At 42.2% G+C, this 14,725-nt stretch carries 13 protein-coding genes and 1 other annotated feature; of the genes, 12 read left to right on the forward strand and 1 reads right to left on the reverse strand.

Going from position 1 to position 14,725, the window contains the following annotated elements:
• The first annotated feature begins 35 nt into the window (after positions 1-35).
• From NX903_RS05565 to NX903_RS05580, 4 genes are all read left to right on the forward strand, one after another.
• Positions 36-1,667 carry a peptide-binding protein gene (locus NX903_RS05565; RefSeq protein ID WP_086343702.1) on the forward strand — a complete coding sequence of 544 codons (1,632 nt, stop codon included), beginning with the start codon at positions 36-38 and terminating at the stop codon, positions 1,665-1,667.
• 75 nt (positions 1,668-1,742) lie between these two features.
• Positions 1,743-2,693, forward strand: coding sequence for an oligopeptide ABC transporter permease AppB (gene appB, locus NX903_RS05570; protein ID WP_086343703.1), 951 nt, complete (start codon positions 1,743-1,745; stop codon positions 2,691-2,693).
• Between the two features lie 16 nt (positions 2,694-2,709).
• On the forward strand, positions 2,710-3,621 hold the full coding sequence (appC, locus tag NX903_RS05575; RefSeq protein WP_086343704.1) for an oligopeptide ABC transporter permease AppC: 912 nt from the start codon (positions 2,710-2,712) through the stop codon (positions 3,619-3,621).
• 205 nt (positions 3,622-3,826) lie between these two features.
• Positions 3,827-4,579 (forward strand): YjbA family protein, encoded by a 753-nt coding sequence (locus tag NX903_RS05580; RefSeq protein ID WP_003239298.1) that lies wholly within the window; start codon positions 3,827-3,829, stop codon positions 4,577-4,579.
• Between the two features lie 34 nt (positions 4,580-4,613).
• Here the strand turns inward: NX903_RS05580 and trpS are convergent, their stop codons facing one another.
• Positions 4,614-5,606 (reverse strand): tryptophan--tRNA ligase, encoded by a 993-nt coding sequence (gene trpS, locus NX903_RS05585; RefSeq protein ID WP_086344582.1) that lies wholly within the window; start codon positions 5,604-5,606, stop codon positions 4,614-4,616.
• A 58-nt stretch (positions 5,607-5,664) separates the two neighbouring features.
• Positions 5,665-5,879 (reverse strand) — a binding site (T-box leader).
• A gap of 470 nt (positions 5,880-6,349) precedes the next feature.
• Here trpS and oppA point away from each other — a divergent pair.
• The 8 genes from oppA (at position 6,350) to spx (ending at position 14,594) form a co-directional block, all read left to right on the forward strand.
• A complete protein-coding gene (oppA, locus tag NX903_RS05590) occupies positions 6,350-7,987 on the forward strand; it encodes an oligopeptide ABC transporter substrate-binding protein OppA (RefSeq protein WP_086343705.1) in 1,638 nt (545 codons plus the stop codon).
• Between the two features lie 107 nt (positions 7,988-8,094).
• Positions 8,095-9,030, forward strand: coding sequence for an oligopeptide ABC transporter permease OppB (gene oppB, locus NX903_RS05595; protein ID WP_003245554.1), 936 nt, complete (start codon positions 8,095-8,097; stop codon positions 9,028-9,030).
• Between the two features lie 3 nt (positions 9,031-9,033).
• On the forward strand, positions 9,034-9,951 hold the full coding sequence (gene oppC / locus NX903_RS05600) for an oligopeptide ABC transporter permease OppC (RefSeq protein WP_015252359.1): 918 nt from the start codon (positions 9,034-9,036) through the stop codon (positions 9,949-9,951).
• A 4-nt stretch (positions 9,952-9,955) separates the two neighbouring features.
• The gene (gene oppD, locus NX903_RS05605; protein WP_072173823.1) at positions 9,956-11,032 is read left to right on the forward strand and encodes an oligopeptide ABC transporter ATP-binding protein OppD; all 1,077 of its coding nucleotides are present in this window, start codon (positions 9,956-9,958) and stop codon (positions 11,030-11,032) included.
• 1 nt (position 11,033) lies between these two features.
• The gene (gene oppF / locus NX903_RS05610) at positions 11,034-11,951 is read left to right on the forward strand and encodes an oligopeptide ABC transporter ATP-binding protein OppF (protein ID WP_003245567.1); all 918 of its coding nucleotides are present in this window, start codon (positions 11,034-11,036) and stop codon (positions 11,949-11,951) included.
• A 107-nt stretch (positions 11,952-12,058) separates the two neighbouring features.
• Complete coding sequence (locus NX903_RS05615) at positions 12,059-13,276, forward strand: MFS transporter (protein ID WP_086344583.1); 1,218 nt, start codon at positions 12,059-12,061, stop codon at positions 13,274-13,276.
• A 163-nt stretch (positions 13,277-13,439) separates the two neighbouring features.
• Entirely contained in the window at positions 13,440-14,018 is a 579-nt protein-coding gene (locus tag NX903_RS05620; RefSeq protein ID WP_003224597.1) for a GNAT family N-acetyltransferase, read from the forward strand.
• 180 nt (positions 14,019-14,198) lie between these two features.
• On the forward strand, positions 14,199-14,594 hold the full coding sequence (spx, locus tag NX903_RS05625; RefSeq protein WP_014476435.1) for a transcriptional regulator Spx: 396 nt from the start codon (positions 14,199-14,201) through the stop codon (positions 14,592-14,594).
• Positions 14,595-14,725 lie beyond the last annotated feature (131 nt).

Consider the following 14,725-nt stretch of genomic DNA (forward strand, 5'->3'; position numbering starts at 1 on the left):
GAGAAGAACGAACATTTCAAGAGGGGGAATATCTAATGAAAAGACGGAAAACCGCACTGATGATGCTAAGTGTATTGATGGTTCTGGCCATCTTTTTATCAGCCTGCTCGGGATCAAAATCAAGCAACAGCAGCGAGAAAAAATCAGCAGGCAAACCGCAGCAAGGCGGGGATTTGGTTGTTGGTTCAATCGGAGAACCCACACTTTTTAACTCTCTGTATTCTACGGATGACGCAAGTACGGATATTGAAAATATGCTGTACAGCTTTTTAACGAAAACGGATGAAAAACTAAATGTGAAATTGTCACTCGCTGAAAGCATTAAAGAATTAGACGGCGGCCTTGCATATGATGTGAAAATTAAAAAAGGCGTTAAGTTTCATGACGGAAAAGAACTGACTGCAGACGACGTCGTATTTACGTACAGTGTCCCTTTAAGCAAAGATTACAAGGGAGAACGCGGTTCAACATATGAAATGCTGAAATCCGTAGAAAAAAAAGGCGATTACGAAGTCTTGTTTAAGCTGAAATATAAAGACGGTAATTTCTACAACAATGCGTTAGACAGCACAGCTATTCTGCCGAAACATATTCTCGGTAATGTTCCGATTGCCGATTTAGAAGAAAATGAGTTTAACAGAAAGAAACCAATCGGTTCAGGACCATTTAAGTTTAAGGAATGGAAGCAGGGCCAATATATTAAGCTCGAAGCGAATGATGATTACTTTGAAGGAAGACCGTATTTAGATACTGTGACGTATAAAGTCATTCCTGACGCAAATGCTGCCGTTGCTCAGCTGCAGGCAGGCGATATTAATTTCTTTAATGTGCCCGCCACTGACTACAAAACGGCTGAAAAATTCAACAACCTAAAAATCGTTACTGATTTGGCATTAAGTTATGTGTACATCGGGTGGAATGAAAAAAATGAATTATTCAAGGATAAAGAGGTTCGTCAAGCGCTGACAACCGCTCTTGACCGCGAGTCAATCGTCAGCCAAGTATTAGATGGAGACGGCGAGGTAGCTTACATTCCGGAAAGCCCTTTATCTTGGAACTATCCTAAAGATATAGATGTTCCGAAATTTGAGTACAACGAGAAAAAAGCGAAACAGATGCTTGCAGAAGCCGGCTGGAAAGATACGAACGGTGACGGCATTCTGGATAAAGACGGAAAGAAATTCTCGTTTACCCTTAAAACGAACCAAGGAAACAAAGTCCGTGAAGACATCGCTGTCGTCGTTCAGGAACAGCTGAAAAAAATCGGCATTGAAGTGAAAACCCAGATCGTTGAATGGAGCGCTCTCGTTGAACAAATGAATCCTCCGAATTGGGATTTTGATGCAATGGTCATGGGATGGAGTTTATCCACATTCCCGGATCAATATGATATTTTCCATTCAAGCCAGATTAAAAAGGGTTTGAACTACGTTTGGTATAAAAATGCCGAAGCGGATAAACTCATGAAAGATGCAAAATCAATCAGTGACAGAAAGCAGTATTCAAAAGAATATGAGCAAATCTATCAAAAAATTGCGGAAGATCAGCCATATACGTTCTTGTATTATCCTAACAACCATATGGCAATGCCGGAAAATCTTGAAGGATACAAATATCATCCGAAACGTGATTTGTATAATATTGAAAAATGGTGGCTTGCAAAATAAATTTCCCTTAAAGGGGAGGGAGAGCGTTTTCTCCCTCTTCTGTTTTTAATAAGGAAAGTAAAGGGGGACAAGTATATGGCTGCATATATTATCAGAAGAACCTTAATGTCTATCCCGATTTTATTGGGAATTACGATTTTATCATTTGTTATCATGAAAGCCGCGCCCGGAGATCCGATGACATTAATGATGGACCCGAAAATCAGCCAGGCTGACAGAGAGCAGTTTATTGAAAAATACGGTCTGAATGATCCTCAGTACGTTCAATATTTAAAGTGGCTAGGCAACATGGTGCAGGGTGATTTCGGAACGTCTATTGTCAGAAAAGGAACGCCTGTTTCAGAATTGATTATGGCAAGACTACCCAATACGCTCCTGCTGATGCTGGTTTCAACGATTTTGGCTCTTATGATTTCTATTCCGTTCGGTGTCCTGTCGGCAAAGCGGCCGTATTCAAAAATCGACTATGGCATTACATTTACCTCGTTTATAGGCCTGGCTATTCCAAACTTTTGGTTTGGATTAATTTTGATTATGGTGTTATCTGTAAATCTCGGCTGGTTTCCAACCGGGGGTGTCGAGACGCTGAATACCGAATTCAATATATTTGACCGGATTCATCATTTAATTCTGCCTGCATTCGTTCTAGCTACAGCTGACATGGCCGGACTGACGAGATACACGAGATCCAATATGCTTGATGTATTAAATCAAGATTATATTCGCACAGCAAGAGCAAAAGGATTTAAAGAGAACAGAGTGCTATTTAAACATGGATTGAGGAATGCATTATTACCCGTCATTACAATTTTCGGTTTGATGATTCCTTCATTTATCGGCGGATCTGTCGTTGTCGAACAAATTTTCACTTGGCCGGGATTAGGAAAGCTGTTTGTCGATTCAGCATTCCAGCGCGATTATCCGGTTATCATGGCAATGACTGTGATCTCGGCGGTTCTTGTCGTTGTCGGAAACCTCATTGCAGACATCCTTTACTCGATTGTTGATCCGCGGATCGAATATTAAAAGGAGGGAAACAGAGATGTCAGAGCTGCAAACAACTCCCTCGCCGGAGATCAGGCTGAAAGAAAATATTTCGAAAAAGCCAGAAACAATGACAAAGATTTTCTGGGAAAAATTCTCGAAAAACAAACTGGCCATTTTAGGTGCCGTTATTCTTTTTATCATTATTATGTCTGCTGTTTTCGCCCCTTTAATTGCACCTTATCCCCAAGAGCAGCAAAGCCTGCTTGATAAATATAAGGCGCCGGGCCTTGAACATCTGATGGGAACGGATAAATTTGGACGTGATATTTTCAGCCGGATCCTATATGGAGCGCGTGTCTCTTTATTGGTTGGATTTGCGTCCGTAGTCGGTTCGATTTTGATCGGAACTGTTTTAGGAGCATTAGCCGGATATTTCAGAGGAATAGTGGATGCTGTCATTATGCGTGTAGTTGACATTGTGTTATCCATTCCTGATATTTTCTTGTTGATCACGCTGGTCACCATCTTCAAGCCGGGTGTGGACAAACTGATTTTAATTTTCTGTCTCACAGGATGGACCACAACAGCACGATTAGTAAGGGGAGAATTCTTGTCGCTCCGTTCAAGGGAATATGTTCTTGCTGCTAAAACAATTGGAACAAAAACGCACAAAATTATTTTTTCTCATATCCTGCCCAATGCGTTAGGACCGATTATTGTGTCAGCTACGCTGAAAGTAGGGTCTGTTATTCTAGCTGAATCGGCGCTAAGCTACTTGGGCTTTGGAATCCAGCCGCCAATCGCTAGCTGGGGGAACATGCTTCAAGACGCACAGAATTTCACAGTAATGGTTCAAGCATGGTGGTACCCGTTATTTCCCGGGCTATTTATTTTAATGACCGTTTTATGCTTCAACTTTGTCGGTGATGGCCTGCGGGATGCGCTTGACCCGAAAAATATTAAATAAAAATGAATATCATATCTGTGATAAAATATCACCAAATCAGAAAAAAAGCAGGTCTCCTTTTGTTAGAAAATATACAAAGAGATCTGCTTTTTGCGATTCTTACATAAAACTAGTGATTCCAGATTTCCTCAATCTCTTTGGAATAATTTCTCTATCCCTTGCCTATACTGTGGACAACAGTTTTTATAAAAGTGAGGGGTTAGAGATGTTATTTCTTCATGATGTGTGGGTCAATTGGTTTGAAGGGGAAGAAAATGGCTACAATGTATGCCACTTTCACGAATGGCGCAAGGAAGATACGGTTGAGCTTTTGGATCAGGTGCCGCTGTTAAGGGTGCCGTCAGTACTGTTTCATTACATAGAAAACGATTTGTCAGAGCTTCCGAAAGGTTTGCTTGAAGACGTACATCAGAAATCGTACATTCGGAAAAATCATGAGCGGACAAAGCTTGAGTATTGTTTTGTCGTAACAGACGGAATCGGCATTTTAGCTGTCGACACGATCGGCTACACGATCCCTGTCAGAAAAAGCCGTCTGATCCCAAGACAGGAGCAGCTCGTTTATGAAATGGTAAAAGATGTAGAGCCTGAAACATATGAATTTGAGCCAAAGAAGCTGGAATCCTCCAAGGAATATCACATCTTATCATTAGCACCAGAACATGTCAGAGGACTGACAAGAAAAGAACGGCAAATTAAGCAGCTGATGTTTATGGCGCTTGACCAATTAAAAGGGCTGAAAAACCGGGCGGAAATTGGCTACTGGTACACAGAGTGGAATCCGCATATGTATGAACAAATCAAAAGGATGAGCTTTGAAGAGATTTGGGACATGCTGTATAACGAAACAATTGAAGGCTGGTCGGACAAACACCTAGCTTTTTGCGAAAACCTAATAAAAGGACAGCCTTTTTTCGAAAAGTTATGGGAAATGGAAAACGAATCAAAGGTCAACTGAAAAAAACCGCTCTTTGCAAAGAGCGGTTTTTTGATTAGCGTCTTTTTCTTCCAAGACCCATGGCATTCTCCATTTTTTTCAGCATTTTGTTTGCTGTCCGATTCGCTCGTTCCGCGCCTTCATCAAGAATCCGGTCTAATTCTTCAGATTCTACCAGCTCGTAATAGCGGTCCTGGATCGGTTTTAATGCGTTCACCACGACTTCTGCCAAATCACCTTTAAACTCGCCGTAGCCTTTTCCTTCGTATTTTGCTTCAAGCTCTTCAATTGTCGTATTGCCGAGGATTGAATAAATTGTAAGAAGGTTGGAAACGCCCGGTTTGTTTTCCTTATCAAATTTCACAATGCCTTCAGAATCTGTCACAGCGCTTTTGATTTTCTTTTCAAGAAGCTTCGGTTCATCCAGCAGGGTAATATAAGCTTTCTGATTCGGATCAGATTTGCTCATTTTCTTCAGCGGATCATTCAGAGACATGATACGTGCACCGACTTTTGGAATTTTCACTTCCGGAATCGTAAAGATGTCGTTGTATTTTTTGTTGAAGCGTTCTGCAAGATTCCGCGTCAGCTCAAGGTGCTGCTTTTGATCCTCGCCGACAGGTACAAGATCCGTTCCGTACAGCAGAATATCAGCGGCCATCAGCGGCGGATACGTTAACAGGCCGGAGACGACAGCTTCATTGCCTTTGGATTTGTCCTTAAATTGAGTCATCCGCTCAAGCTCGCCGATATATGCGACACACTGCATCATCCATCCGGCCTGCGCATGCGCGGGGACCTCTGACTGAATAAACAATGTTGCTTTTTCTGGATCAAGTCCGACAGCTAAGTAAAGCGCCGCGAGATTGCGGATATTCTTTCTAAGCTCAAGCCGGTCTTGAGGAACGGTTATCGCATGCTGATCGACGATGCAAAAATAGCTGTTATAATCATGCTGCAGCTCGACAAACTGCTTCATTGCACCGATATAGTTGCCGAGCGTCACTGAGCCGCTTGGCTGAATGCCTGAAAAAATCGTTTGTTTCATGAAAACATCAACCTCATTTCTTAAAACATAATAAAAAAGGCTCATTCTTCCCCTGTAAAAAAGGGACGAATGAACCGTGGTACCACCCTGATTATTCCATTAAAATGAAATCACTCTGACGTTTGTAACGGAGACTGCTCCGGCTGAGCCTACTTTTTTCCAGTTCGGTCAGCTGCTCCAAAGTCCATTCCACATTGCCCGTTATCTGCTCTCAGCACCGCAGACTCTCTTCAAACAGGTGAAATGTGTACTACTCTTTTTCATAGCAAGCTTTTCTTTTGATTGCTTCATTATAAATCAATTATAACCAATTGTCATCATGAAAAAACATTCTTTTTTCCAGTAAAATTGTAATAATATAAATAACACGGGTGCTGTAAAATCCTTAAATGATAACTGCTATCATCGTAAAAACAGGCAGATATTATATGTAAAAAGCAATATGGGCAGAAAACACATGAAAAAGTTTTTAATCAATTTATGCTTTAAATGGTAGAAGGATATTATGTTCATGGAAGAAAAACTAACGAAGTTTAAATATTTTAAATTGATAAAATAATATTGCAATAAATTATTTGTTTCATTATAATGAACTTGTTCACTCTATTGTTACAGCTTTTTTACAAAAATAATCAGAAAAGACGGAACAGAATAAAAGTTGTGGAAACTCAGGTTCATTTGTCTGATATTTCTGAGGATTTAGCCGTAAGGAGCTGAAAATTATTATTAGGGGGTTTGCGAATATGAAAAAACGTTGGTCGATTGTCACGTTGATGCTCATTTTCACTCTCGTGCTGAGCGCGTGCGGCTTTAGCGGCAGCGGATCAAACGGTGAGGGGAAAAAGGACAGTAAAGGAAAGACGACACTTAACATTAATATTAAAACTGAGCCGTTTTCCTTACATCCGGGATTGGCAAATGATTCAGTATCAGGCGGTGTCATCCGTCAGACTTTTGAAGGATTGACACGTATCAATGCAGATGGTGAGCCTGAAGAAGGCATGGCTTCTAAAATTGAAACGAGCAAGGACGGAAAGACATATACATTTACCATTCGTGATGGTGTGAAATGGTCTAATGGAGACCCTGTAACAGCACAAGATTTTGAATATGCTTGGAAATGGGCGCTTGATCCTAATAACGAATCGCAATACGCTTACCAGCTCTACTACATAAAAGGTGCTGAAGCGGCGAATACCGGCAAAGGCAGCCTAGATGATGTGGCAGTAAAAGCTGTGAATGACAAAACGCTGAAGGTTGAATTAAATAACCCGACGCCATATTTCACTGAATTAACTGCGTTCTATACGTATATGCCGATCAACAAGAAAATTGCAGAGAAAAATAAAAAGTGGAATACAAATGCCGGAGATGATTATGTATCAAACGGGCCGTTCAAAATGACGGCATGGAAACACAGCGGCTCTATTACTCTCGAAAAAAATGACCAGTATTGGGATAAAGACAAAGTCAAACTGAAGAAAATTGATATGGTTATGATCAACAATAACAATACGGAACTGAAAAAATTCCAAGCTGGCGAACTTGATTGGGCCGGTATGCCGCTCGGACAGCTTCCGACAGAATCCCTGCCGACCCTGAAAAAAGACGGTTCTTTACATGTTGAGCCGATTGCAGGTGTGTATTGGTACAAATTCAACACTGAAGCTAAGCCATTAGACAACGTAAATATCCGTAAAGCTTTAACATATTCGCTTGACCGTCAGTCGATTGTTAAAAACGTTACGCAAGGAGAACAAATCCCGGCAATGGCTGCAGTGCCGCCTACAATGAAGGGATTTGAGGATAACAAAGAAGGATACTTCAAAGACAATGATGTCAAAACAGCAAAAGAATACCTTGATAAAGGCCTAAAAGAAATGGGCTTAAGCAAGGCATCTGATTTGCCAAAAATCAAATTGTCTTACAACACTGATGACGCACACGCGAAAATCGCTCAAGCAGTACAAGAAATGTGGAAGAAAAATTTAGGCGTTGATGTTGAGCTTGATAACTCAGAGTGGAATGTCTATATTGATAAGCTCCACAGCCAAGATTATCAAATCGGCCGTATGGGCTGGCTCGGCGACTTCAATGATCCTATCAACTTCCTTGAATTGTTCCGCGACAAAAACGGAGGAAATAACGATACAGGCTGGGAAAATCCAGAATTCAAAAAGCTTCTGAATCAGTCACAAACTGAAACAGATAAAACAAAACGTGCAGAGCTGCTGAAAAAAGCAGAAGGTATTTTCATTGATGAAATGCCGGTTGCCCCAATCTATTTCTATACTGATACTTGGGTACAGGATGAAAACCTAAAAGGTGTTATCATGCCAGGTACTGGTGAGGTTTATTTCAGAAACGCATATTTTAAATAAAGCTACGTCTGAAAATAAAAGACCTCAAGGTATATGGGGAGAAAAGCCCCATATACCTTTCTTACTGATGGAGTATAAAAATGTAAAAACCATGGAGGTGTTCCCCCTTGCTAAAATATATCGGAAGACGTTTAGTCTATATGATTATCACACTATTTGTGATTGTAACTGTGACATTCTTCTTAATGCAAGCAGCACCGGGCGGGCCATTTTCAGGTGAGAAAAAGCTTCCGCCTGAAATTGAAGCAAATTTAAATGCGCATTATGGCTTGGACAAGCCGCTGTTTGTACAATATGTCAGTTATTTGAAATCAGTTGCAATGTGGGATTTCGGACCGTCATTTAAATATAAAGGTCAGAGTGTTAACGACCTGATCAGTTCAGGTTTCCCCGTTTCATTTACTCTTGGAGCAGAAGCTATTCTCCTCGCTTTAGCGTTAGGTGTATTGTTTGGGGTCATTGCAGCCCTTTACCATAATAAGTGGCAGGATTATACCGTCGCGATTTTAACGATATTTGGTATTTCGGTTCCGAGCTTTATCATGGCGGCTGTTCTGCAATATGTGTTCTCCATGAAGCTTGGGCTGTTTCCGGTCGCGGGGTGGGATTCCTGGGCATACACCTTTTTGCCTTCAATCGCACTTGCTTCCATGCCGATGGCGTTTATTGCCAGACTTTCCCGTTCAAGCATGATCGAAGTGTTAAACAGTGATTATATCCGCACAGCGAAAGCGAAAGGGCTGTCCCGCCCAGCGGTTACAGTGCGGCACGCCATTCGAAACGCGCTTTTGCCGGTTGTTACATATATGGGCCCGATGGCCGCACAGGTCTTAACGGGGAGCTTCATTATTGAAACCATTTTTGGGATTCCGGGGCTTGGTGCACACTTCGTCAACAGTATTACAAACCGTGATTATACGGTCATTATGGGTGTAACGGTGTTCTTCAGTGTCATCTTGCTATTGTGTGTATTAATCGTAGATGTGTTATACGGCATTATTGATCCAAGAATCAAGCTTTCCAAAGCAAAGAAAGGAGCCTAGGCCATGCAGAACATTCCAAAAAACATGTTTGAACCAGCCGCAGCGAATGCCGGCGATGCAGAAAAAATAAGTAAAAAGAGCCTTTCCCTCTGGAAAGATGCGATGCTTCGCTTCCGCAGCAATAAGCTTGCAATGGTCGGGCTTATCATTATCGTACTTATTATCCTTATGGCAATTTTTGCGCCGATGTTCTCAAGGTATGATTATTCAACTACTAATCTCTTAAATGCGGATAAGCCGCCTTCAAAAGATCACTGGTTCGGAACAGATGATCTTGGACGAGACATTTTCGTCCGTACATGGGTAGGGGCTCGAATCTCAATCTTTATCGGTGTTGCAGCTGCTATTCTCGATTTGCTGATCGGCGTCATTTGGGGGAGCATTTCAGGCTTCCGCGGAGGCAGAACGGACGAAATCATGATGCGTATCGCTGATATCCTTTGGGCAGTTCCTTCATTATTAATGGTTATCTTACTGATGGTTGTTCTTCCGAAAGGTCTATTTACGATTATTATTGCCATGACGATTACAGGCTGGATTAATATGGCCAGAATCGTGCGCGGACAAGTGCTGCAGCTGAAGAATCAGGAGTATGTGCTTGCTTCACAGACACTGGGTGCAAAAACATCCCGTCTTCTGTTTAAACATATCGTGCCAAACGCGATGGGTTCTATTTTGGTCACGATGACACTGACAGTTCCTACTGCGATTTTCACAGAAGCCTTTTTAAGCTATTTGGGACTTGGTGTTCCGGCTCCGCTGGCAAGCTGGGGAACGATGGCTTCTGACGGATTGCCTGCATTGACCTATTATCCGTGGCGTTTATTCTTCCCTGCCGGATTTATCTGCATTACAATGTTTGGTTTCAACGTTGTCGGCGACGGATTAAGAGACGCATTGGATCCTAAGTTACGTAAATAAGGGAGTGATACGGGTGACACGCCTATTAGAAGTAAAAGATTTAGCAATTTCATTTAAAACATATGGCGGAGAGGTCCAGGCGATCCGCGGAGTGAATTTCCATCTGGATAAAGGGGAGACGCTGGCCATTGTTGGAGAATCAGGTTCCGGAAAAAGTGTAACCTCTCAGGCAATTATGAAGCTGATTCCAATGCCTCCGGGTTATTTCAAACGCGGTGAGATCCTGTTTGAAGGAAAGGATCTGGTGCCGCTGTCCGAAAAAGAAATGCAAAATGTCCGGGGAAAAGAGATCGGCATGATATTCCAAGATCCGATGACCTCTTTAAATCCAACGATGAAGGTCGGTAAACAAATTACGGAAGTGCTTTTTAAACACGAAAAGATCTCGAAGGAAGCGGCTAAAAAACGCGCGGTTGAACTGCTGGAATTAGTCGGTATCCCAATGCCGGAAAAGCGGGTGAACCAATTTCCGCACGAATTTTCAGGCGGGATGAGACAGAGGGTTGTCATTGCCATGGCGCTTGCAGCGAATCCGAAGCTTCTGATCGCCGATGAGCCGACAACTGCTCTTGATGTAACGATTCAAGCGCAAATTTTGGAATTAATGAAGGATTTGCAAAAGAAAATTGACACGTCCATCATCTTTATCACACACGATCTTGGTGTTGTGGCTAACGTTGCTGACCGGGTCGCTGTCATGTACGCGGGACAGATTGTAGAAACCGGTACGGTAGACGAAATCTTCTACGATCCGAGACATCCGTACACTTGGGGGCTTCTTGCATCCATGCCGACACTGGAAAGTTCAGGAGAGGAAGAGCTGACTGCCATTCCGGGCACACCGCCTGATTTGACAAACCCGCCAAAAGGAGATGCTTTTGCCCTGCGGAGCCCTTATGCGATGAAAATCGATTTTGAACAGGAGCCGCCAATGTTTAAGGTATCTGATACTCATTATGTCAAATCGTGGCTGCTTCATCCCGACGCGCCAAAGGTAGAGCCGCCAGAAGCGGTAAAAGCGAAAATGCGTAAACTGGCAAACACGTTTGAAAAACCTGTCTTAGTGAGAGAAGGTGAATGAATTGACTGAAAAACTATTAGAAATCAAACATTTAAAACAGCACTTTGTCACGCCGAGGGGAACGGTTAAGGCTGTAGATGATTTATCATTTGATATCTATAAAGGTGAAACATTAGGGCTGGTTGGTGAATCTGGCTGCGGTAAATCGACAACAGGCCGAAGCATTATCCGGCTGTACGAAGCAACCGATGGTGAGGTGCTGTTTAACGGTGAAAATGTGCACGGGAGAAAATCGCGGAAAAAGCTGCTGGAATTCAACCGCAAAATGCAGATGATTTTCCAAGACCCCTATGCATCCCTAAATCCGAGAATGACAGTTGCTGATATTATTGCTGAAGGCCTTGATATTCATAAGCTGGCGAAAACGAAAAAAGAGCGGATGCAGCGAGTTCATGAACTATTGGAAACAGTTGGTTTAAACAAGGAACACGCGAACCGCTATCCGCATGAATTTTCCGGCGGCCAGCGCCAAAGAATCGGGATTGCCAGAGCTCTTGCTGTTGATCCGGAATTCATTATCGCGGATGAGCCGATTTCCGCTTTGGATGTATCCATTCAAGCGCAGGTCGTGAATTTAATGAAAGAACTGCAAAAAGAAAAAGGGCTCACATACCTGTTTATTGCCCACGATTTATCGATGGTCAAATACATCAGTGACCGCATTGGCGTCATGTATTTCGGGAAACTGGTTGAGCTTGCGCCGGCAGATGAGCTGTATGAGAATCCGCTTCACCCGTATACAAAATCATTGCTTTCTGCGATTCCGCTTCCTGATCCGGACTATGAGAGAAATCGCGTTCGCCAGAAATATGATCCGTCTGTCCATCAATTAAAGGATGGGGAAACGATGGAATTCCGTGAAGTCAAACCGGGACATTTTGTGATGTGCACGGAAGCCGAATTTAAAGCTTTTTCATGATTTATCAATCCTTCAAGAGAAATCTCTTGAAGGATTTTTTTACGGCATCATAGAAAGTGAGAATGATGACATTTACAATTAGAGGAAAAAAGCGGAGGCGAAATACAATTCAATTTCTGCATAACAAAAATGTTTTTGCGCTATTGCTGTCTCAATCTCTTCAATCTTTAGCAGGAGTCCTCGTCACAATCGTTTTAATGGTCCGGGTCTATCAAATGACTGACTCCGTTTTTTTAGCAAGCCTTATTTTATCGTTCATGTCGTTTGCGAGTATAGCAGCAAGCTTTTGCGTCTCTCCGGTGCTTCGCATTCTCGGTTTTAAAAAGGTGCTTGCGGGAGCGAATCTGCTGAGAGCGGTCTTTACAATCCTGATGGCATACAGCGTCACTCATCACGGACAGGCATTCTTTTGGATTACGCTGCTGTTTGTGTTCTGTTTTTCCTTCGCGGGCGCTTTTTTTCAGCCGGCAAGATTTGCGCTGCTGCCGATTATTGTTCCAAAGAAGCAATATGTAAAAGCGAATGGTGTAATCTCCCTCTCGAATCAATTGTTCTTAACAGCAGGCTGGGGCCTTGGAGGCCTTCTGACGTACGCCGTCCCTTTTGAACCCGTTGTCGGCGCTGCCATTTGCCTGTTTGTTCTATCGGGAGCTTCCATCAGTGTGCTGCATGTAAATGAAGAAGAGGCTGTAGGAACTGCTGAAACAGCATCTGCCAGAAGTATATGGAAGGATTTAATGATCATCCCTATTGTAAGAGACATTACTGTAATGGACATGATAGAAGCTTTGGCGGGTTCCGTATGGTCATCTGCTATTCTCCTCGCATTTACTGCGGCTGTTTTGCACGAAACAGAGGTGTGGTGGGGGATGTTTAACGCTTCCTATTTTATAGGCGCAATTGTCGGCAGTGTGGTTGCCATTCGTTTTTCTTCTTTTTTTGAGCGGAATATGGGCTATGCCATTATGTTCAGCTCGCTTGTAATGTCGGCGCTGACCCTTTTGTTTTCATTTTCTCCAGTCCCATTTTTATGCGCTCTGGCTTGTGCTGCAATGGGGCCTTTTTATCAGGTGCGTGATATTTGCCAGGAAACCATGCTGCAGGAGGTTATTCCCGAGCAGAAACGAATCGGAATCATGGCTGCAAAAAATGCGATTTTGACTCCTTGGTCAGGCGTCACCTACTCCATTATGGGGCTAGTGGCTGATGCTGCTGGTGCGAAAATAGCTTTTATCGCGGCTGCTGCATTATATATCATGACATTTCTGATTGCACTGGCGCAGCCCCGCCTGGTTCATTACAGGCGGGAAAATCGAGTTCAATGAGAAACAATTCAAAATGAACGGAGCAGATGGCTCGGTTTTTGCTGAAAAAAAATGAAACCATGGAGGAAGTTCGCACGTCTTTATAGATGTAAGGCTGTTTAAACAAGAAGAAATGGGGTATATCTAAAAGTATGAAGACAACGAACTCATAAGGAGCAAATCAATGAACTGGTATGAAAAGCTTAGCGAGTACTTTCCAATTGAAGAAATGAAATCAAAAGCGCATATGGAAGCTCTTCTGAAAGAGCGAAGCGATATTTATCATAAAGATGAAGGCAAACATCATATTTTAATGTTTGCGGAATTCGATTCTTTTATCTTCGTTGATTATCTGTATGTGTCTAAGGATGCAAGAGGGCAGGGGCTTGGCGGCAAATTGATCGCGAAGCTGAAAAAGAAAAATAAGCCCATATTGCTCGAGGTGGAACCTGTGGATGAAGATGATACTGATACAGAAAAACGCCTGAGGTTTTATCAAAGAGAGCATTTCAAGCATGCTCAGTCAATTGGGTACCGGCGCCGGTCATTGGCTACGAATGAAGTAAACAAGATGGAGATTCTGTACTGGTCACCAAAAACAGAATCAGAAGAAGAAATTCTTGAAGCCATGAAACAGACATATGAAAACATTCATACTTATAAAGACGAGAAATGGTACGGGGAATCGTACGAAAAAACGGATGAAGTCCTGAAACTCATTGATGAAGAAAAACAAAAAAATATTTTCGATCAGTTAAGCTAATTGAGAATTAGAACATATCATGAACATTAAAAATTTGCTGGATTGACACATTTTTTTCTTAGGATACTGTTCACACTTACTTTTTTATAGTATAATACCTGTAAAGATTCCTTTTTTAGAGTAATTTCAATTTAAGAATAAAATAGATGTTCATCCTACTAATTAGAGGAGTGAAGATGAATGGTTACACTATACACATCACCAAGCTGTACTTCATGCAGAAAGGCGAGAGCGTGGCTCGAGGAGCACGATATTCCATTTGTAGAAAGAAATATTTTCTCTGAACCTTTATCAATTGATGAAATAAAACAAATTCTTCGAATGACTGAGGATGGTACAGATGAAATCATCTCAACCCGTTCAAAAGTATTCCAAAAACTGAATGTGAACGTTGAATCTATGCCGCTGCAAGATTTGTACCGCTTGATCAACGAGCATCCAGGGTTGCTTCGCCGTCCGATCATCATTGACGAAAAACGTTTGCAGGTCGGATATAACGAAGACGAAATCAGACGTTTCCTGCCAAGAAAAGTTCGCTCTTTCCAATTAAGAGAAGCACAGCGTTTGGCAAACTAATAGATCGTATCATCAAAAGAAGGCTGAGTCATCAGCCTTCTTTTTTAGATAGTTGACAAAATCCTAAAACGGTTTTTTGTTTTAGGATTTTGTTACCTTTTCAGTTCAGCGTGATTGAAAACCTTTGAAGT

It is taken from the genome of Bacillus sp. FSL R5-0576, from assembly GCF_038004765.1.
Classification (GTDB): Bacteria; Bacillota; Bacilli; order Bacillales; family Bacillaceae; genus Bacillus; species Bacillus subtilis.

What these genes read in the sequence shown, in the direction of transcription:
- NX903_RS05565 (WP_086343702.1), top strand. Translation starts at nt 36, where the DNA reads ATGAAAAGACGGAAAACCGCACTGATGATGCTAAGTGTATTGATGGTT.
- appB (WP_086343703.1), top strand. Translation starts at nt 1,743, where the DNA reads ATGGCTGCATATATTATCAGAAGAACCTTAATGTCTATCCCGATTTTA.
- appC (WP_086343704.1), top strand. Translation starts at nt 2,710, where the DNA reads ATGTCAGAGCTGCAAACAACTCCCTCGCCGGAGATCAGGCTGAAAGAA.
- NX903_RS05580 (WP_003239298.1), top strand. Translation starts at nt 3,827, where the DNA reads ATGTTATTTCTTCATGATGTGTGGGTCAATTGGTTTGAAGGGGAAGAA.
- trpS (WP_086344582.1), bottom strand. Translation starts at nt 5,606, where the DNA reads ATGAAACAAACGATTTTTTCAGGCATTCAGCCAAGCGGCTCAGTGACG.
- oppA (WP_086343705.1), top strand. Translation starts at nt 6,350, where the DNA reads ATGAAAAAACGTTGGTCGATTGTCACGTTGATGCTCATTTTCACTCTC.
- oppC (WP_015252359.1), top strand. Translation starts at nt 9,034, where the DNA reads ATGCAGAACATTCCAAAAAACATGTTTGAACCAGCCGCAGCGAATGCC.
- NX903_RS05620 (WP_003224597.1), top strand. Translation starts at nt 13,440, where the DNA reads ATGAACTGGTATGAAAAGCTTAGCGAGTACTTTCCAATTGAAGAAATG.
- spx (WP_014476435.1), top strand. Translation starts at nt 14,199, where the DNA reads ATGGTTACACTATACACATCACCAAGCTGTACTTCATGCAGAAAGGCG.